The organism is Herbidospora daliensis, assembly GCF_001570585.1.
Classification (GTDB): Bacteria; Actinomycetota; Actinomycetes; order Streptosporangiales; family Streptosporangiaceae; genus Herbidospora; species Herbidospora daliensis.
Map to the genome: position 1 here is coordinate 1,392,231 of NZ_BBXF01000001.1, position 19,586 is coordinate 1,411,816.

At 71.0% G+C, this 19,586-nt stretch carries 15 protein-coding genes; 9 read left to right on the forward strand and 6 right to left on the reverse strand.

From position 1 onward, the window contains the following. Positions 1-180: 180 nt before the first annotated feature. The gene (locus tag AW274_RS05615; protein WP_157519792.1) at positions 181-1,941 is read left to right on the forward strand and encodes a hypothetical protein; all 1,761 of its coding nucleotides are present in this window, start codon (positions 181-183) and stop codon (positions 1,939-1,941) included. Here AW274_RS05615 and AW274_RS05620 read toward each other — a convergent pair. Beyond that, complete coding sequence (locus tag AW274_RS05620; protein ID WP_439648744.1) at positions 1,938-3,194, reverse strand: cytochrome P450; 1,257 nt, start codon at positions 3,192-3,194, stop codon at positions 1,938-1,940. The genes AW274_RS05615 and AW274_RS05620 overlap by 4 nt on opposite strands. 43 nt (positions 3,195-3,237) lie before the next feature. Next, positions 3,238-4,779 carry a GMC family oxidoreductase gene (locus AW274_RS05625; protein ID WP_062429932.1) on the reverse strand — a complete coding sequence of 514 codons (1,542 nt, stop codon included), beginning with the start codon at positions 4,777-4,779 and terminating at the stop codon, positions 3,238-3,240. A 106-nt stretch (positions 4,780-4,885) separates the two neighbouring features. Between AW274_RS05625 and AW274_RS05630 the strand changes: the two genes are divergently transcribed. Beyond that, on the forward strand, positions 4,886-6,409 hold the full coding sequence (locus AW274_RS05630) for a long-chain-fatty-acid--CoA ligase (RefSeq protein ID WP_062429934.1): 1,524 nt from the start codon (positions 4,886-4,888) through the stop codon (positions 6,407-6,409). Between the two features lie 132 nt (positions 6,410-6,541). After that, complete coding sequence (locus tag AW274_RS41095; protein ID WP_198169021.1) at positions 6,542-9,061, forward strand: PQQ-dependent sugar dehydrogenase; 2,520 nt, start codon at positions 6,542-6,544, stop codon at positions 9,059-9,061. Positions 9,062-9,112: 51 nt separating this feature from the next. Here AW274_RS41095 and AW274_RS05645 read toward each other — a convergent pair whose 3' ends face one another. The 3 genes from AW274_RS05645 to AW274_RS05655 all read right to left on the reverse strand — a co-directional run bounded on the left by AW274_RS05645 (position 9,113) and on the right by AW274_RS05655 (position 12,848). Further along, a complete protein-coding gene (locus tag AW274_RS05645) occupies positions 9,113-10,372 on the reverse strand; it encodes an SAM-dependent methyltransferase (RefSeq protein WP_062429939.1) in 1,260 nt (419 codons plus the stop codon). A gap of 7 nt (positions 10,373-10,379) precedes the next feature. Next, positions 10,380-11,738 carry an FAD-binding oxidoreductase gene (locus AW274_RS05650; RefSeq protein ID WP_062430147.1) on the reverse strand — a complete coding sequence of 453 codons (1,359 nt, stop codon included), beginning with the start codon at positions 11,736-11,738 and terminating at the stop codon, positions 10,380-10,382. Between the two features lie 126 nt (positions 11,739-11,864). After that, positions 11,865-12,848, reverse strand: coding sequence for a 2-hydroxyacid dehydrogenase (locus tag AW274_RS05655; RefSeq protein WP_062429941.1), 984 nt, complete (start codon positions 12,846-12,848; stop codon positions 11,865-11,867). 85 nt (positions 12,849-12,933) lie between these two features. Between AW274_RS05655 and AW274_RS05660 the strand changes: the two genes are divergently transcribed. Then, a complete protein-coding gene (locus AW274_RS05660) occupies positions 12,934-14,040 on the forward strand; it encodes a CaiB/BaiF CoA transferase family protein (protein ID WP_062430148.1) in 1,107 nt (368 codons plus the stop codon). After that, the gene (locus AW274_RS05665) at positions 14,040-14,699 is read left to right on the forward strand and encodes a nitroreductase family protein (RefSeq protein WP_062429942.1); all 660 of its coding nucleotides are present in this window, start codon (positions 14,040-14,042) and stop codon (positions 14,697-14,699) included. The genes AW274_RS05660 and AW274_RS05665 overlap by 1 nt, the downstream gene beginning before the upstream one ends. Here AW274_RS05665 and AW274_RS05670 read toward each other — a convergent pair. After that, positions 14,681-15,142 (reverse strand): GyrI-like domain-containing protein, encoded by a 462-nt coding sequence (locus AW274_RS05670; protein ID WP_062334974.1) that lies wholly within the window; start codon positions 15,140-15,142, stop codon positions 14,681-14,683. The genes AW274_RS05665 and AW274_RS05670 overlap by 19 nt on opposite strands. 72 nt (positions 15,143-15,214) lie before the next feature. On the opposite strand from AW274_RS05670, the gene AW274_RS05675 reads away from it, so the two are divergent. The 4 genes from AW274_RS05675 (at position 15,215) to AW274_RS05690 (ending at position 19,522) form a co-directional block, all read left to right on the forward strand. Next, the gene (locus tag AW274_RS05675; RefSeq protein ID WP_062429944.1) at positions 15,215-16,654 is read left to right on the forward strand and encodes a GuaB1 family IMP dehydrogenase-related protein; all 1,440 of its coding nucleotides are present in this window, start codon (positions 15,215-15,217) and stop codon (positions 16,652-16,654) included. A gap of 63 nt (positions 16,655-16,717) precedes the next feature. After that, complete coding sequence (locus tag AW274_RS05680; protein WP_063813073.1) at positions 16,718-17,386, forward strand: YflT domain-containing protein; 669 nt, start codon at positions 16,718-16,720, stop codon at positions 17,384-17,386. A 158-nt stretch (positions 17,387-17,544) separates the two neighbouring features. After that, positions 17,545-17,919, forward strand: coding sequence for an FKBP-type peptidyl-prolyl cis-trans isomerase (locus AW274_RS05685; RefSeq protein ID WP_030454703.1), 375 nt, complete (start codon positions 17,545-17,547; stop codon positions 17,917-17,919). Between the two features lie 82 nt (positions 17,920-18,001). Beyond that, on the forward strand, positions 18,002-19,522 hold the full coding sequence (locus AW274_RS05690) for an ATP-dependent DNA ligase (RefSeq protein WP_062429945.1): 1,521 nt from the start codon (positions 18,002-18,004) through the stop codon (positions 19,520-19,522). The last annotated feature ends 64 nt before the right edge of the window (positions 19,523-19,586 follow it).

The window sequence follows — 19,586 nt, forward strand, 5'->3', positions numbered from 1 at the left end:
CCTGTCGACCCGAGGCATGGCCCGGACTTCCCGCAGGCGGACCTTCCGATGCAGGATCCGCCGACCGACCCCACGGGCGAATCGTTCAGGGGGCTCTTCTCCAGTTTGGCTGCGCCGCCCCCCAGCCCGCATGAGATCATGCCAAGCACGTCTAATTCGGGCATGATCTCGGGAGGTTCCATGCCCTCGGAGCACAGCGATCCACGGCGCGGCCCGGCCTGGCCGGAAGTCCCGCCAGCCTGGCCCGAGGTGCCGCCGTCCGCCGCCTCGTACCCGCCGAATCCGGTCGCCCCACCCAACGGCCGGCCTGATCCGGGCCCCTTCGGCGGCCCCGGCCCCTCGCCCGGCGGCTCGTTCCCGCCCAGCCCGGTCGCCGCGCGGTACGAGCAGCGCCCCGACCACCAGACCGGCCCGCAGAGCCCGCCGATCCCCCAGGCGCAGTTCCAGGAGCACCCGCCGTTCCCGGTGCCGCCTCCGCCGCCGCCCCCGGTGAGCCCGTTCGGCCCGGCCGACGACTACCCCGCCTTCGGCGCCGCGCAGGCGCAGGATTTCCCGCCCGTCAGGGCCGGCAGCGGGCCGGTGTTCCCCCCTCCGATGACCCCGCCGGGCTTCCCCGAGCAGCAGCAGCCCGCGCGGCAGCCCGCTCGCGCGAACACGGGCCCCGGTTTCCCCGAGCTTCCTCCGGAGGAGGGGCCCTGGGCCTCGGCGCCCAACGTCTTCCCGCGTGCCGACGACCGCAACCCGTCGTTCCCGCCGCGCCCGGTCGAGCCCGGCCCGCCGCCGCAGCAACAGCAACAGCAGCAGCAGCAGCAGCCGTTCTCCTACCAGGAGCCGGCCACCACGTTCGGCACCCCGCGCGGCCCGTTCGACCCGCGTGTGCCCCAGCCGCCGATGGACCAGCAGCCGTTCCCGCCGGTCCAGGCGCAGGCCCAGGCCGCGCCCCCGCAGCCGGCTCCCCCGCTGAACCCGCCCGTGACCCCGCCGATGAACGCCCCGATGAACCAGCCCGCGCAGCAGCAGCAGCAGCCGCAGCACGGCTACGGCGGGCCCACCACGGGCGAGCACCTGGTGCAGCAGCTTCCCGGCGACGACCCTTACAAGCCGTTCGTCACGGCGGGCCAGATCAGCGGCCCGAAGACGCCCCCGGCGGCCCGGCAGCAGGAGCTGTGGGAGACCGTGTGGGGCGACGGTCAGCACACGACCGACGATGACGACGACGACGAGAAGGGCAAGCCGGTCTGGCTGTTCGCGCTCGTCGGCTCGGTGCTGGTCGCGCTGATCGTGGCGCTGCTGTGGGCGTTCCTGGCCGGGCCGCTCAGCTCGGCCGCCGAGACCACCGCGGTGCCGTCGGGCAAGCCCTCGGCCAAGCCGACGTCCACCAAGCCGGCGGCGGCCGCCTCCGGCGGCATCCCTGAGTACGACGGCGAGAAGTCGGCCGTCAAGGGGACCGTCACCGACGAGACGGCCGGGATCTCGGTCTCGCAGCTCGGCGGCCAGTGGAAGACCGACGCCGACACCCAGACGGTGATGTCGACCTACGGCTACTCCACCCGCCAGTTCGTCAGCGCCGGGCTCACCTCCAAGGGCAAGCCGTGGTTCGCCACGGTCATGACCGGCAAGCTGCCGGACGACCTGGCCTCGCAGTACAAGTCGCCGACCGACATGCGGCCGGTGCTGAACAGCGTGGTGTTCAAGGCCCGGCAGAACATCTTCCCGAAGCCCAACAAGGTCGCCAGGGTCGGCGCGCAGAAGCTGCCCGGCGGCCTGGGCCAGGCCGCCGCCTACAAGGTGACCGACGACGGCGGCGGGACCCTGGTCGTGGTGGCCGCGGTGAACACCGGCGCCGAGGTCCCGTCGATCGTCTACATGCAGGTTCCCGATCTGCGCGACGACCTGCTGCCCGACGTCAACACGATCATCGACTCGATCAAGAAGTCCTAGAACTCGCAGGTCATGTGCTTCGTCCCGTTGATGAAGCTGGAGAACAGCCGCTCGGGTGAGCCGCCCTCGATGGTGGGCACCCGGGTGAGCAGTTCGCGGAACATGACGGTGATCTCGCGCCGGGCCAGGTGGGCCCCGAGGCAGAAGTGCGGCCCGGGGCCGCCGAACCCGACGTGCGGGTTGGGGTTGCGGCCGATGTCGAAGCGCAGCGGGTCGTCGAAGACGGCGGCGTCGCGGTTGGCCGACCAGTAGTAGAGGACGACCTTCTCGCCCTTCTTGTACTCGTTGCCGTTCATGACGTGGTCGCGGGTGACCTTGCGGCGCATGTAGTTGACCGGGCTGGCCAGCCGCACGATCTCCTCGACCGCGCCGGGCGCGAGGCCGTCGACGTCGGTGAGCCAGCGCGCCTTCTGGTCGGGGTTGGTCGTCAGCAGGCGCAGGCCGTACGAGATGGCGTTCCGCGTGGTCTCGTTGCCGGCCACCACGAGCAGGATGAAGAACGAGCCGAGCTCCTGCAGCGTGAGGCGCTCACCGTCGATGTTGGCGTTGACCAGCGACGAGATGAGGTCGTTGGTGGGGTTCTGCTCGCGGTGGGCGGCCAGTTCGCCGACCATCTGCTGCAGCTCCATGCCGGCGGTGAGCAGCGCGGTTCCGACGGCCTCGATGTCGCCGACGTATTCGGGGTCCTGCGCGCCGAGGATCATGTTCGAGCGGTCGAAGACGAACCGGTAGTCCTTCTCCGGGATGCCCATCATGTCGCAGATGATCTTCAGGGGCAGCCGGGCGGCGACCTCTTCGACGAAGTCGCAGCCGGGGCCCTTCTCCAGCAGGTCGTCGACGATCTTCGCGGCGGCGAGCGCGACGTCGTCCTCGAACTGCTTGATCATCTTGGGCGTGAAGGCCCGGGAGACGATGCGGCGCAGGCGGGCGTGCCGGGGGTCGTCCATGCTGATCATCGAGCCGAAGTACTCGACGAACTCCGGCGGCATGTCCACGATGTTGGTCGCGCCGCCGTCGCCCGAGCAGAAGATCTCGGGGGTGCGGCTGGCCTCCAGGATGTCCGCGTGCTTCACCAGCGCGTGGTAGCCCATGCCCTGGCTTGCGAAGGAGACCTGCGGCTCCTCGTAGAAGGCGGGTTTGCCGAGGTCGCGCAGCAACTGGAAGGAGTGTTCCCGGTCGGCCATCGGCCGCTTCCAGAACTCCCAGTCGGACAGGTCGACATCGGCGGCCGAGGTGATCGGCGGCATCGTCATGAGTGGAGCCTCCGGGGGAGGAAGACCAGAACGAGATTCGGTATCAATGCTGCCATACCAACTCTGCCGCGCGCTCGGCGATCATGACAACCGGGGCGTGGGTGTGCCCCCGGTTCAGCGTCGGCATCACCGACGCGTCGACCACCCGCAGCCCCTCGACGCCGCGCACCCGCAGCTCCGGGTCGACGACCGACTCGGCGTCGGCGCCCATCCGGCAGGTCCCCGCCGGGTGGTAGAGCGTCTCCGACCTGTCGCGCACCCATTGGGCCATCTCGTCGTCGGTCTTCGGATCGGTGTACGGCTCGATCGAGCCGTCGACGTAAGGGGCTAACGCCTCGGCCGTGCCGACGCGCACGCACGCCTTCAGCCCCTCGACGAGCCGGCGCAGGTCGGCGGGCGCGGTCAGGTAGCCGGGGTCGATGACCGGGTCGCGGCCGTCGAGCGTCACCCGGCCTCGCGACTCGGGCTGGAGCAGCACCGCCGCGACCGTCAGGCCGTGCCCGGCGGGCGGGGTGCGGCCGTGGTCGACGAACACGGCGGGCGCGAAGATGAGCTCGATGTCCGGGGCCGGTTCGGCCTCGGAGGTCCTGATGAACGCGACCGCCTCGGCGACGTTCGAGGTCAGGATGCCCTTGCGGCCGACCAGGTAGCTGAGCAGGTTGGGCACCGTCTCCGCGCCGCTCATCGTGATGGGCTTCGGGCAGCGGAAGTAGGCGCCGGTGGCCAGGTGGTCCATCAGGTTGGCCCCGACGTTCGGCGAGGCGTGCACCAGCTTCACGCCGTTGCGCGCCAGGACGTCGGGGTCGCCGATGCCCGACAACATGAGCAGGTGCGGCGAGCCGACCGCGCCGGCCGACACGATGACCTCCCTGCGGGCGGCCACCCGCTCCCCCGAGCCGTATTCGACCGCGACCGCGCGCCCGTCCTCGACCACGATCCGGTGGACCTGCGCGGCGGTCAGCACGGTGAGGTTGCCGCGCGACATGGCCGGGCGGAGGTAGGCGTCGGCGCAGCTCCAGCGGTGGCCCCGGTCCTGGGTGACGGGCGTCGGGCCGTAGCCCTCGGTGGAGCCGCCGTTGAGCTCGTCGAGCCGCGTCATGCCGAGTTCGGCGCACGCCTTCAGGAACGCGCCGGTCGCCTCGTTGGGCGAGCGCAGCTCCGAGACGTGGATCGGGCCGCTGGTGCCGTAGACGCCGCCGGTGTTGGAGCCGACGCGGTGCTCGGCGCGGCGGAAGTAGGGTTCGACCTCGGCGTACGACCAGCCCGGGAGGTCCCACTGGTCGTAGTCGAGCGGGTTGCCGCGCAACCACATCATGGCGTTCATCGACGAACTGCCGCCGAGCATGCGGCCTCTGGGCCAGTAGATCTCCCGGCCCGACAGGCCCGGCTGGGCCTCGGTGGTGAAGTTCCAGTCGTAGCTCGTGCCGAACAGTTTGCTGAAGGCGGCCGGCATGCGGACCTCCAGCTTGCGGTCGCTGCCGCCGGCCTCGATCAGGGCGACGGTGACCGACGCGTGCTCCGACAAACGGGCGGCCAGCACACAACCGGCCGAACCCGCTCCGACGATGACATAGTCGAACTCCATCCCTCGTACTTACTCCTCACGCTCGGGCCCGTCCAGGTTTTAGGGTGAGCTACGTACCGGTAGGTATGTCGATCCCCGAATCTGCCCCCAAGCTAGGAGCGGGCCCATGCTCAACCTGTCGATCGTGCTGGAGGACAGCGCCCGCGAGGCGCCCGACCGCACCGCCGTCGTCTTCGGTGATCTGCGGTTGTCCTACTCGTTCGTCAACACCGTGGCCAACCAGGTGGCCAACCTGCTGGTGTCGCGTGGCGTCGGACGGGGCGACAAGGTCGCCCTGGCCTGCCCGAACTCGCCCTACTTCCCCTTCGTCTACTTCGGCATCCTGAAGGCGGGCGCGACGGTCGTCCCGCTGAACGTGCTGCTGCAGGGGCGCGAGATCGCCTACCACCTCGACGACTCGCAGGCGAAGGCGTTCTTCTGCTTCGAGGGCACCCCCGAGCTGCCCCTCGGCGAACGCGGGAAGGCCGGGTTCGAGGCGTCCGGCGCCGAGATGTTCTTCGTGCTGCCGGCGACGCCGCTGGCCACCGAGTCGGAGTTCGGCGAGACGCTGTGGGCCGCCCTCGGCGGGATGAGCGGCGAGTTCGAACCGGTGCAGACCGACCCGTCGGACACCGCGGTCATCCTCTACACGAGCGGCACCACCGGCCAGCCCAAGGGCGCCGAGCTCAGCCACCAGAACATGCTGCTCAACGCCATGGTGTCCGACACGATGTTCCCCTCGGCGGGCGACGACGTCTATCTGGCGACGCTGCCGCTGTTCCACTCGTTCGGGCAGACCGTCGTCATGAACGGCGGGTTCCGGCGGCGGGCCACGCTGGTGCTGCTGCCCCGGTTCGAGCCGGTCGAGGCGCTGAAGCTGATGAACGCCGAGGGCGTCACCCTGTTCGCCGGGGTGCCCACCATGTATTGGGCGCTGCTGACGACCGTCCACGCCGGCGGCGGGCAGGTGCCCGCCTCGCTGCAGACCGCCGTCTCGGGCGGCGCGGCGCTGCCCATCGAGGTGCTGAAGGACTTCGAGACCACCTTCTCCGTGCCCATCCTCGAGGGGTACGGCCTGTCGGAGACCTCCCCCGTGTCCTCCTTCAACCAGCCGGGCAGGGTGACGAAGGCCGGCTCGATCGGCACCCCGATCTGGGGCGTGGAGATGAAGCTCGTCGACGCCGGGTGGAACACCGCCGAGGGGATCGGCGAGATCGCGATCCGCGGCCACAACATCATGAAGGGCTACTACAACCGGCCCGAGGCGACCGCCGAGGTGATGAACGACGGCTGGTTCCGCACCGGCGACATCGCCACCCGCGACGAAGACGGCTACTACTTCATCGTCGACCGCGCCAAAGACATGATCATCCGCGGCGGGTTCAACGTCTATCCGCGCGAGATCGAGGAGGTGCTGATGACCCACGAGGCCGTTTCGCTGGCCGCCGTCGTCGGCGTCGCCCACCCGTCGCACGGCGAGGAGATCAAGGCGTACGTCATCCTCAAGCCCGAGGCGAGCCTGACCGAGGAAGCCCTGGTGGAGTGGGGGAAGGAGATGATGGCGCAGTACAAGTACCCGCGCGTCGTCGAGTTCCGCGACGCGCTCCCGATGACCGCGACGGGCAAGATCCTCAAGCGCGAACTGCGCTGAGACGCAGCGGAGGCCGCGCCGGTTCCGTTCCGGCGCGGCCGTTTAATGCCGGATTTTGGATGATTCCGCTGTGGGGAAGCGGGTAGGGAGGCGCGCGTGCCGCCGTAGTCGATGTCGGGGAGAGACAACTCCATGCGCGCGCTCACCGGTTCGTTACTGCTGCTCGTGACCGGCGCACTCATCACCGGATCGGTGATGGTGCCCGTGTCCACGGCCAGCACCAGTACACCCGCCAAACGCACGACACCGTATGTGAAGGGAATCCGGTACGAAGCCGAGAAGGCCGCCATATCCCGGGGCGTCGTCCAGAAACGCCATCGGGGATACAGCGGGCGTGGTTACGTCAACGGCGCCGACCGCCGCGGCAACTTCGTCGAATGGACGGTCACCCCGCTGGCAGCGGGCACCAACCACGTCCACGTCCGTTACCTGACCGGCCGGACCCTCCAGGCCGACCTCCTCGTGAACGACGAGGTCGTCGCCGAGGACGTGAAGTTCCGGCCCTCCCGCTGGTGGCGCACCCTCGCCCTGGTGGTCGACCTGCCCGAGGGCGAGTCGTCGATCCGGATCGTCGCCGCGACGAGGCGGGGCAACCCCCACCTCGACAACATCACCCTGTACGCGGTTCCCGCGCCGCCCACGGCCACGCCGGAACCCACTCCGGAGCCGGAGCCCACGCCGACGCCGTGCGTCGGCCCGATGCCGCCCGGCGGCGAGACACCGCCGCCCGCACCGGAGGCGACCCCGCCCGACGACGGCTGCGTCGTCCCGGAACCGTGCCCGACCTGGACCCCGGAACCCACCCCCTCGGTCCCGCCGTCGGAGACGCCGACCGCCATCCCATCGGAAACGCCCTCGGCGACCCCTTCGGTGACGCCCGCTGAGACGCCCTCCGCCCTGGCGGACGTGGCCGCGCGCACGCAGACCGAGGCGACCACGGGCCCGCTGCCGCCGGCCCCGGAGCCCACGCCGACCGTGACCTGCACCCCGCCGCCGCCGTGTGACCTCGAGGTGGTCCGGCCCATCGACACGGTGCCCGGCTTCCCGGAGACCACCGCCCCGCTGCCCGCGCCGGTCCCCTCGGGCCTCCCGGAGAACACGACTCCGGTCCCGACGCCGGACATCCCGACGCCGACCCCGTCGAGCGGCCCGTCAGGCACCCCGGAGCCGACGCCGTCGAGCGGGCCCTCAGGCACGCCGGAGCCGACGCCGTCCCTGACGGTCACGCCGACCGCGACGCCGACCTGCACTCCGCCGCCGCCGTGCCCGACCGTGCCGGTCGAGCCCCCGGTGACCGAGACCGCGACGACGTTCACCACCCCGGAACCGATCCCGTCAGTGCCGCCGACCGAGACTCCCAGCGTGCCGCCGAGCGAAACTCCGACGGTGCCGCCGAGCGAGACGCCCAGCGGCATTCCGACCGTCTCCGAGACGCCGACCGTCACCCCGACGCCGACGCCGACGCCGACCTGCACGACTCCCCCGGTCGAGACGCCTCCGGCGACGCCCGAGCCGACGCCTCCGGTGGAGACCCCGCCCGTGACGCCGACGCCCGAACCCACCCCTCCGGTCGAGACCCCGCCCGTGGACCCGACCCCCACCGTGGACCCAACCCCCACCGTTGAGCCGACCCCGACCCCGACGCCCACGCCCACCGCTCCCGGTGGGGGCGCCCCCGGGACGCCCGAGGTGGTGTCGGAGCAGTGGACCGTCCCCTGGGACGTCGCCTGGTCGCCCGCGGGTGACTTCGCGCTGGTCACCGAGCGCGACAGCTTCAAGGTGTTCCGCGTGGCCAAGGACGGCGCGAAGACCGAGGCCGGCACGGTGCCGGAGTCGGTGGGGACCGGTGGTGAGGGCGGCCTGATGGGGGTGGCCTTCTCGCCGGGGTGGAACGGCGACAGCGACAAGGACGTGTTCTTCATGCACTCCGCGTCCGACGGCAACCGCGTCGCGAAGATGGAGTACGACGGGACGACCCTCTCGGCGTACACCCCGATCCTGACCGGGATCAGGAAGAGCACCTTCCACAACGGCGGCCGGTTGAAGTTCGGCCCCGACGGCTTCCTCTACGTCTCCACCGGAGACGCGCAGGAGACCAGCCTCGCCCAGGACCCCGAGTCGCTGAACGGCAAGATCCTGCGCATCACCAAGACCGGTGCGGCCGCCGAGGGCAACCCGGACGGGTCGCTGGTCTACTCGCTCGGGCACCGCAACGCGCAGGGCCTGGCCTGGGACTCCGAGGGCCGGCTGTGGTCGGCCGAACTGGGCGCGAACGCGACCGACGAGCTCAACCTGATCGAGCCGGGCAAGAACTACGGCTGGCCGACGTGCGAGGGGCCGTGTGACGAGCCGGGCATGACCAACCCGAAGAAGACCTGGTCGACGGCCGAGGCGTCGCCGAGCGGCATCGCGATCGTCGACGACGTCGTCTACATGGCGGCGCTGCGCGGCAAGCGGCTGTACGCGATCCCGCTCAGCGGCGGCGAGGCGGGCGACCCCGTCTCCTACTTCGCCGACGCCTACGGCCGCCTGCGCGCGGTCGAGCGGGTGCCCGACGAGCAGGCGATCTGGATCACCACCAGCAACGCCGACGGCAACGGCGGTCAGCCCGACGGCGCCGACCGCATCGTCAAGGTGAGCCTGAACTCGTAGGAGGAACACGGAAGACCCCCGGGAAGCCCGGGGGTCTTCTGCGTGATCCGGTCAGGGCCAGTCGAGCGAGGGCCGGAGCGCGACGCCGGACTTGCGGTCTTCGCCGAGCTTGACGCCGAGCACCTGGTGGAGCTGGACCTTGTTGCGTTCGAAGCCGACGATGCAGCCGGCCATGTAGAGACGCCACACGCGGGCGGTGCCCTGGCCGACTTCGGCCACGGCCTCGTCCCAGTGGTCGTCGAGGTTCTTGCACCAGTCGCGGAGGGTCAGCGCGTAGTGCTCGCGCAGGTTCTCCTCGTGGCGGATCTCGTAGCCGAGGTCCTCCATCTCGCGGACCAGCGTGCCGACCGATTCGAGTTCCCCGTCGGGGAAGACGTAGCGGTTGATGAAGCCGGTGCGGTTGATGGAGCGTTCTTTTCCTGACGGGCGGGTGATGCAGTGGTTGAGCAGCCTGCCGCCCGGCTTGAGTTTGTCGTACAGGAAAGAGAAGTAGCTCTTCAGCTGGTTGGCGCCGATGTGCTCCGTGAGACCGATGGAGCTGACCACATCGAAGTCGCCTTCCGGAACGTCGCGGTAGTCGGAGAATCGCACCTCAGCGAGGTCTCCGAGGCCTTCTTCCGCGATGGCCTTCTGCGCCCACTCGGCCTGCTGCTTCGACAGCGTCACGCCGAGCGCCTTCACTCCGTACTCCTTGGCCGCGTGGCGGACCATGCTGCCCCAGCCGCAGCCCACGTCGAGCAGCCGCATGCCGGGCTTCAGGTCGAGCTTCTTGGCGACCAGGTCGAACTTGGCGAACTGGGCCTCCTCCAGCGAACTGTCCTGCTCCGGGTAGACCGCGCAGGTGTACGCCATCGAAGGGCCGAGCACCCATTCGTAGAACGTGTTGGACACGTCGTAGTGGTGGTGGATGGCCTCGGCGTCGCGCTGCTTGGCGTGCCGGCTGCCGAGTTTGGCCATCGCCGACTTCCGCACCTCCTGCGGGGGCAGCGGCACCCGCATGAGCAGCGGTTTGGGCCCGAGGGCCCTGATGGCGGCGACCTTCTCCGCGAGCGGCAGGTCGTTGATCGTCAGCGACCACATCCGGTCGAGCAGGGTGTACATGTCGCCGTGCACGTCGAGGTGCCCGGAGACGTACGCCCTGGCCAGCCCCATTTCGCCGGGGGCCTGCGCGAGGTAGGCCACCGCGATGGGCGACTTCACCTCAAGCCGGATGTCGGCCATCGACGGGCCCGCCTTGCTCCCGTCGTAGGCGTGGAACTCGATGCCGGCTCCCGTGCCGACGACCTTCTCGAAGATCTCGGCGAGTGTCATGCGTGCATCACCTTCCCCGTACACACTTCTCATACAGGTCAAGCAGGCGACCGCCGGGGTCGTAGGCCCGCTTGACCGGCCAGTAGGCCTCCCCGTTGTAGAACTCCCAGAACTCCTCGCGCTCGTAGTAGGAGGACGAGTAGAGGGATTTGTGTCCTTCGAGCTGGTGGACGGCCTGCTCGATCGCGCGGTTGTAGTAGCCGTCCTGCTGGCCCCGGGGCAGGGCCACCATGCCCCAGAATCCGAAGTTCACGTAGAGGCGACCGGTCTCCAGCGGGTAGAGGGACCAGTCGCGCGTCGCCCTGAGCGGGCACATCCACACGGGGGTCATCCCGACGTGGTCGACATAGAAGTCCAGGAACTCGGCGCCGCGATCGATCGGCACCTCGATGTCCTGGATCACCGACTCCTGCGGGGGGTTGCCCCGCCAGCGGTCGATTCGGGCGGTGATGCCGTGCTTCTGGTCGAGGCCGACGAGCTTGCGGTAGACGTCGGACCGCATCCAGCGCTTGGGCATCAGGGACCGTACCAGCGGCTGCTGGACGCCGAACGCGCGGGAGCACCAGAACCAGTCGGTGTCCCAGCGCCAGAGGTAGTCGCGCACGGTCAGCCAGTCGCGGCTGCGGCTGCGCATCGACTGCCAGTAGATGCGCATGCCGGTGTAGTCGGAGGCGTAGGGCGCCCGGTCGGCGAAGGTGCCGACGGTGATGTACATCTCGTCGCGCGAGTGGTAGGTGCCGTCGACGAAGTCGACCTTCTCGCCCTCGTGCTCGCGCCGCTCGCAGATCTCCTGCATGGCCAGCATGCACTTGGCCGCGTCGGTGAAGCGCAGGTGGGTGAGTTTCACGTACGGCTTGACCGGCGCCAGCTTGATCTTGATGCGCAGGGCGTAGCCGAGCGTGCCGTAGGAGTTCGGGAAGGCGTTGAAGAGGTCCGCGTACTCGTTGTCCGCGCGGGCGACGAGGATGCGCCCGTCACCCGTGAGGATCTCCAGCTCCTCCACGGATTCGTGGGGCAGGCCGTCTTTGAAGCTCGTGGACTCGATGCCCAGACCGGTGACCGCTCCCCCGAGCGTGATCGTCTTGAGCTGCGGCACCACGTAGGGCATCAGGCCGTGGGGCAGGGTGGCGTCGACGAGGTTCTCGTACGTCGTCATGCCCTGGACCTCGGCGGTCATCGTCTCCGGATCGACGTGGATGACCTGGTCGAGGTCGCGCGCCGAGAGCTTGGCGCCGCCTCCCGGTTCGCGGAAACGGAAGAGGTTCGTGGTGGCTTTGGCCAGTCGTGGGGCCGAGCCGTCGGGAATCGCCGCGTAGGAGTCGCGAATCTGCTCGACCGCTCTCCTATGGGTGGTCATACTGGTCATGCGCTCGGGCATGACGCCACCCCCATGTGTAGTCGTGATAGAGATCTTCCCAAGCGCACCATATCCCCCTAAACCCCCGCATACCAGACTCGACACGTTAAGCGCCGGGAAACTGTCCACAGCTGGTCAACGGCGTTTTACGACCGGGTTCACCCCGTTCACGACGTTGATGACGGGCGCCCCGCCGACCGCCGCCGCGAGGTTCCCGACCACACACTGCACGAGCCTGGTCGTCGACTGCGGGGTCACCCCGCCGGCGTGCGGCGACAACAGGATCCGGGGGTCCGACCGCAGCGGGTCATCGGGCGGCAGCGGCTCGGTCGTGAACACGTCGAGCGCGATCCCGGCCAGCTGGCCCGCCTCGATCAGCGCCTTCTCGTCGACGATCCCGCCCCGGGCCGCGTTCACCAGGAACGAGCCGGGCTTCATCAGCGCCAGCCGGTTCGCGTCGAACAGGCCCCGCGTCTCATCGGCCAGCGCGACGACGATCACCACGATGTCGCTGCCGGCGACCAGCCGGTCGAGGTCCTCGTAGACCGCGCCGTACGTCTCCTTCTTGGCCGAGCGCGACCAGTAGGCCACCTCGCAGCCCATCGCCCCGAACATGCGGGCGCAGGCCGCCCCTATCGGGCCGAACCCGACCAGGCCGACCTTGCACGACGAGAGCTCCCTCGGCTGGAGGGTGAGCTGCGGCCACTCGCCCGCCCGGACCGCGGCGTCGCCCTGGCCGAGCCGCCGGACCAGCGCGAACGCCGCCGCGACGCACCATTCGGCGACCGCGATGGCGTTCACCCCGGCCGTGTTGGCGAGCGGCACCCCGGCGTCGGCGAGCGCGCCGAGGTCGTGCCCGTCGACCCCGACGGCGGGCTGCTGGACGAACGCCAGCTTCGGCGCGCGGGCCACCGCTTCGGCGTCGAGGACGAGCTGGGAACTCCAGTCGCCGACGACGATCTCGGCCTCGGGGAGCAGGTCGAGCACGGCGGCCCGATCGCGGGTCTCGGGGGTGACGACGTCGATCCGGTCGCCCAGACCGGACAGGAGCCCGCGAACCGCGTCGGCGGGCAGGGGCGGCAGCGCCAGCAACCGCCAGGGACGCCCTAAGTCGGTCATGCGCTCAGCCTGCCATGCCCGGTCCGACACGCTGCGGCCGGGTTGCGAGTCGTTGCCGAATGTTGTTCTACTGGCCCTCGTGACCATGGAGACGGGCGGCCCGCTGGCCGGGATCCGCGTGCTCGAACTGGCCGGGCTGGCCCCGGGCCCCTTCGCCGGAATGATGCTGGCCGACCACGGCGCCTCCGTGCTGCGCGTCGACCGGGTCGCGGCCGTGACCGACCAGCCCCGGCGCGACGTCATGGACCGGGGGAAACGCACGATCGGCCTCGACCTGAAGTCGCCAGAGGGAGTGGCGGCGTTCCTCGCCCTGGCCCAGAACGCCGACGCGGTGATCGAGGTCTTCCGCCCCGGCGTGGCCGAACGCCTCGGCATCGGCCCCGCCGACCTGCACGCCGTCAACGAGCGCCTGGTCTACGGACGCCTCACCGGCTGGGGGCAGGAGGGCCCGCTGGCCCCGCGCGCCGGCCACGACATCGACTACGTCGCGATCTCCGGCGTGCTCTCGCAACTCGGCCGGGCCGGCGAGCGGCCCACGCCGCCGATCAACCTCCTGGGCGACTTCGCGGGCGGCGGGCTGATGCTCGCGTACGGCATCCTGCTCGCCCTGCTCGAACGCGAGCGCACCGGCCGGGGAAGGGTGGTCGACGCCGCCATGGTCGACGGCGCGGCGGTGCTCTTCTCGATGTTCTACTCGCTGACCCACTCGGGCTTCTGGGGCCCGAGGGGCACCAACCTGCTCGACGGCGGCGCCCCGATGTACGACACCTACGAGACCGCCGACGGCAAGTACATGGCCGTCGGCGCCCTGGAACCCCAGTTCTACGCCGAGCTGGTGCGCGGCCTGGAACTGGCCGACCCGCCCGACCAGAACGACTGGCCGACGCTGCGCGCCCGGCTCACCGAGGCGTTCAAGACCCGCACCCGCGCCGAGTGGGAGGCCGTCTTCGCCGACTCCGACGCGTGCGTGGCCCCCGTGCTCGACCTGGCCGAGGCGCCCGGCCACCCCCACAACGCCGCGCGCGGCACCTTCGTCGAGGTCGGCGGCGTCGCGCAGGCGGCCCCCGCGCCGCGCCTGCTGGGCGCCGCGACCGGCGACCTGGCCCCCGCCACCCGCCTCGACGACCTGACCGCGTGGGGCCTGTCAGAAGAGACGGCGACCCGCCTGCGAGCCCAAGGAGTACTGGCCTGATGGACCTGCTGGAGGCCCTCTACACGACCCGCGCGATGCGCCGGGTCAAGCCCGACCCCATCCCCCTCGACGTCCAGAAGCAGATCATGGACGCCGCCGTGCGCGCCCCCAGCGGCGGCAACGCGCAGGGCTGGCGCTTCCTCCTGGTCGACGACCAGCAGGTCAAGGACCAGCTGGCGCCCCTCTACCAGGACGCGCTGGCCCGTCTCTACGCCGGCCACTACAAACGCCAGCGCGAGATCGCCGAGGCCAACGGCGACCAGCGCTCGCTGAACGTCATGAAGTCGTCGCAGCACCTGGCCGACCACTTCGCCGACTATCCGCTGCTGCTGTTCGCGTTCACCCGCAACGACCCCAGCGGCGGCTCGATCTTCCCGTCGGTCTGGAACGCCCAGCTCGCGGCCCGCGGCCACGGCGTCGGCACCGCCCTCACCACGGTCATGGGCCTGTTCCACGGCGCGGAGGCAATGCGGATCCTCGGCGTCCCCGAGGGGAAGGGCTGGGAACTCGCCTGTACGGTCACCTTCGGCTACCCGACGGGCAGGTGGGGCGTGGCCCCCCGGCGTCCGGTCCACGAGGTGAGCTACCGCAACCAGTGGGGCGAGCCGGTCGGCTTCGAGACCGACGAGCCGCTGTGGGGCTATCCGGCCTCGGAGTAGGTGGGCCGCGCCGCGACGTAGAGGTCGACGCCGGCCTGGTGGTGGACCTCCAGGTCGGTGGTGAACGCGCGGCGGTCGGGGTGCTGCCAGAGGAACTGCCAGGCCTCGATCAGGGTCTGCGGCAGCGGGCCGCGTACCTCCAGATGCAGGCTCGGCACCCCGGGCGCGCGCACCGCGACCATGCCCTCGGGCAGCCGCGCGGCGGTGTGGACGGCTATGCCGATAACTTGGGTATATGCCCCGGTGTGGTCGCTCTCGTAGTCGGTCAGCACGGCGTAGATGTTCTCGTCGACGCGTCCCGGCACGTGGGCGAAGGCGCCCGGGGCACCGGCGCGCTGCCACAACCCCGGAAGCGCGGCGCGCTCCGGGTCGGCCTCGGCCTCGTTGGTGGTGCGGATGGCGTAACCCACGACGAGCAGCTCAGGCCTGTCGGCAATGATCAAGATCGTTCCCCTCGACGAATGGTGATCAGCCGCAATCCTACGGAACGCCCCGAACTACTAGTCTGGACAGACGTGCGATTCCTCAACGACATGACCCCGCCGTACGACCTCACCTACAGCGACGTCTTCATGGTCCCATCGAGGTCGGACGTCGGGTCGCGCCTCGCCGTCGACCTCTCCTCGCCCGACGGCACCGGCACCACCGTCCCGCTCGTCGTGGCCAACATGACCGCCGTCGCGGGCCGCCGCATGGCCGAGACGGTCGCCCGGCGCGGCGGCATCACCGTCATCCCGCAGGACATCCCGATCGACGTCGTCTCCGACGTGATCTCGTGGGTGAAGAGCCGCGACCTCGTCCACGACACCCCGATCACCCTCACCGCCCACGACACCGTCGGCGAGGCGCTGACCCTGCTGCCCAAGCGGGCCCACGGCGCGGTCATCGTGGTCGACCTCGACAACCGGCCCGTCGGGGTCGCGACCGAGGCCGACTGCCAGGGCGTCGACATGTTCACCCAGCTCGGCGAGGTGATGACCCCCTCGCCGCAGGTGCTGCCCGAGGGCATCGACCCGCAGACCGCCTTCGACCTGCTGCACGACCGGCGGCACAAGCTCGCCCCGGTCGTCGACGAGGAGGGCCGCCTGGTCGGCGTGCTCACCCGCACCAACGCGCTGCGCGCCACCCTCTACCAGCCCGCCGTCGACGGCTCGGGCCGGTTGCGGATCGCGGCGGCGGTCGGCATCAACGGCGACGTCGCGGCCAAGGCCAAGGAACTGGTCGAGGCCGGGGCCGACGTGCTCGTCGTCGACACCGCCCACGGCCACCAGGAGAAGATGCTGGCCGCCCTGCGCGCGGTGCGCGCCCTCGACCCCGGCGTGCCCATCGCGGCGGGCAACGTGGTCACCGCCGAGGGCGTGCGCGACCTGGTCGACGCGGGCGCCGACATCGTCAAGGTCGGCGTCGGGCCGGGCGCGATGTGCACCACCCGCATGATGACCGGCGTCGGCCGCCCGCAGTTCTCCGCCGTGCTCGAATGCTCCCGCGAGGCGCGCCGCCTGGGCCGCCACGTGTGGGCCGACGGCGGCGTGCGGCACCCGCGTGACGTCGCGCTCGCGCTGGCCGCCGGGGCCGCCAACGTGATGATCGGCTCGTGGTTCGCCGGCACCTACGAGTCGCCCGGCGACACCCGCACCGCCGCCGACGGCCGCCGCTACAAGGAGAACTTCGGCATGGCCTCGGCCCGCGCCGTCAAGCTGCGCACCGCCGAGGACACCCCGTTCGACCGGGCCCGCAAGGCGCTGTTCGAAGAGGGCATCTCCACCTCGCGCATGTACCTCGACCCGGCCCGCCCGGGAGTGGAGGACCAGATCGACGCGATCGTGGCCGGCCTGCGCTCCTCCTGTACGTACGCCGGCGCGACCAGCCTCCAGGAGTTCCACGAGCGGGCGGTCGTGGGCGTGCAGAGCGCGTCGGGCTACAGCGAGGGCATGCCGCTCCACCAAAGCTGGTGATTCGGCGGGCCGTGCGGGTAGGGGCGAGGGTCTTCCACCACGATTTCTGAGGAGAAGGCCCTGATGTACGAAACGCCCACGCACGGCCCGGCCATGCCTCTGGCGGACCGGCGCCTGCTCGTCAGCTACGACCGCTACACCGCCGCGCAGAAGACCGTCGACACGCTGTCGGACGCCGGCTTCCCGGTCCAGGAACTCGCCATCGTCGGCACCGACCTGCGTACCGAGGAGAAGGTCACCGGCCGCCTCACCAACGGCCGCGCGGCCTTAACCGGGGCCGTCAGCGGCGGGGTCTTCGGCCTCGTCGTCGGCCTGTTCCTGGGCCTGTTCACGACCACGTCCACCTCGTTCGTCGCGCTGGTGTTGTGGTCGATCCTGTGGGGCGCGATCGCCGGTGCGGCGTTCGGCTTCACCAGCCACCTGTTCCAGGGCGGGGTGCGCGACTTCACCTCCCGCAACTCGATCGTGGCCGGGCGCTACGACGTCCTGGTGACGGCCGGCGTCTGGGAGCGGGCGCAGACCATCCTGCAGGGCGGCCTCGCCCCGGCCGACACGGTCGTCGTCGCCCGCCCGCCGAGCGCGGGCCCGGTGCCGTCCACGACCCCCGAACCCGACGGCGACCCGACGGCCCCCCAGCCGGCGCCCACCGACGGGATGACCGCCGAGCACGAGATCCCCGCCCAGCGCAAGGCCGAGGACGCCGACGCCGACGCGGGCACCCAGCGCCGGTGACCCGAGAGGGCGACACGCCCGGCGGGGGGATCGGGGGTGCCGGTAGGCTCTTCCGGTCCGGCCCGCAGAGCGGTCGGCGGCCGGTCGGGGGCGGCGCGTCACTCCGGCCGGCGTGTCCGGGCGAACCGAGCGGCGCGCCATGAACCAAGGAGACCCACGTGGCACTCGAGAAGCCCGAGATCGACTTTCCGGAGGGCCAGGCGCCCGCCGACCTGGAGATCGTCGACCTGGTGGTCGGCGACGGTCCTGAGGCCAAGCCGGGGCACACCGTGAGCGTGCACTACGTCGGCGTCGCGTTCTCCACCGGCGAGGAGTTCGACGCCTCGTGGAACCGCGGCGACACCTTCCAGTTCCCCCTCGGCGGCGGCCGGGTCATCGCCGGCTGGGACCAGGGCGTGGCCGGCATGAAGGTCGGCGGACGCCGCCGCCTCACCATCCCGCCGCACCTGGGCTACGGCAACCGGGGCGCCGGCCGGGCCATCAAGCCCGGCGAGACCCTGATCTTCGTCGTCGACCTGCTCGGCGTGAGCTGACGTTCGCCCGTTCGTCACGGCCCGGTTCCCGCGAGGGTGCCGGGCCGTGGCATTGGAAGGTCGGGTACGGCAGGATTACGGTGTGTTGCTGATCGATCTTGCCAGGACCTCCGCGGCCGTCGCCGCCGACTCGGCCCGGCTGGCGAAGATCCGCCACCTGGCCGAACTGCTCGCCCGGGTGGGGCCCGACGAGGCCGAGATCGCCATCGCCTACCTGTCGGGCGAGCTCCCCCAGCGTCAGATCGGGGTCGGCTGGCGCTCCCTCCAGGATCTGCCCGAACCGCGGCTGGCCGCGACCGCGACCCTCACTCAGATCGACGCCTTCCTCGAACGCATCAAGGCCCAGTCGGGCCCCGGTTCGCAGGCCGCCCGCCGCGGCCTGGTCGCCGACCTGTTCGGCGCGGCGACCCGCCAGGAGCAGACCTTCCTGGGCCGCCTGCTGACGGGCGAGCTGCGCCAGGGCGCGCTCGACGGCGTCATGATCGAGGCCATCGCCAAGGCCGCCGACGTCCCGTCCGCCGAGGTGCGCCGGGCCCTCATGCTGCGCGGCTGGTTGCCCGCCGTGGGTGCGGCCGCGCTGGCCGGCGGCGTGACGGCGCTGCGCGACTTCCACCTGGAGGTCGGCCGCCCGGTCGCGCCGATGCTGGCCCAGAGCGCGCCCACCGTGACGGCCGCCCTGGAGAAGATCGGCGGCCCGGCCGCGATCGAGTGGAAGCTCGACGGCATCCGCATCCAGGCCCACCGGTCGGGCGACGAGGTGCGCGTCTTCACCCGCACCCTCGACGACATCACCGACCAGGTCCCCGAACTGGTCGAAGCGGTCAGGGGCCTGTCGGCGACCGACATCGTGCTCGACGGCGAGGTCATCGCCCTGCGCGACGACGCCAACCCGCTGCCCTTCCAGGTGACGTCGGGCCGGGTCGCCACCCGGGTGGGGCCGCGCGAGGTGCCGCTGAGCGTCTTCTTCTTCGACGCCCTGCGCGTCGACGGCGCCGACCTGCTCGACCTGCCCGACGCCGACCGCCACGCGGCCCTCACGGCCGCCGTGCCGCCGTCGCTGATCACGCCCCGGCTGGTCACCGGCGACGCCGAGGAGGGCGAGGAGTTCTTCGCCGAAGCGGTCCGCAAGGGCCACGAGGGCGTGGTGGTCAAGGCCCCCACGACGGTCTACGCGGCCGGGCGGCGCGGGGCGGGCTGGATCAAGGTCAAGCCCCGGCACACCCTCGACCTGGTCGTCCTGGCGGCCGAATGGGGGCATGGTCGGCGCGAGGGGAAGTTGTCGAACCTGCACCTGGGGGCGTACGACCCGGAGACGGGCGGGTTCGTGATGCTCGGCAAGACCTTCAAGGGCCTGACCGACGAACTCCTGGCCTGGCAGACCCAACGTTTCCTCGAACTCGCCGACGGCCCCACCACGGAGTGGACGGTGCCGCTGAAGCCGGAACAGGTCGTCGAGATCGCCTTCGACGGTGTGCAGCGGTCGACCCGGTACGAGGGCGGCATGGCACTGAGGTTCGCCCGCGTGCTGCGCTACCGGCCGGACAAACGCGCGGAAGACGCCGACACGGTCTCGGCGGTCCGGGCACTACTCCCCCCGGGCTGACAACTCATCGTCGCGGCGCGAGGCGGGCGCGACCAGTCGGTCCGGCCTGTCTGAGCAGGTCAGG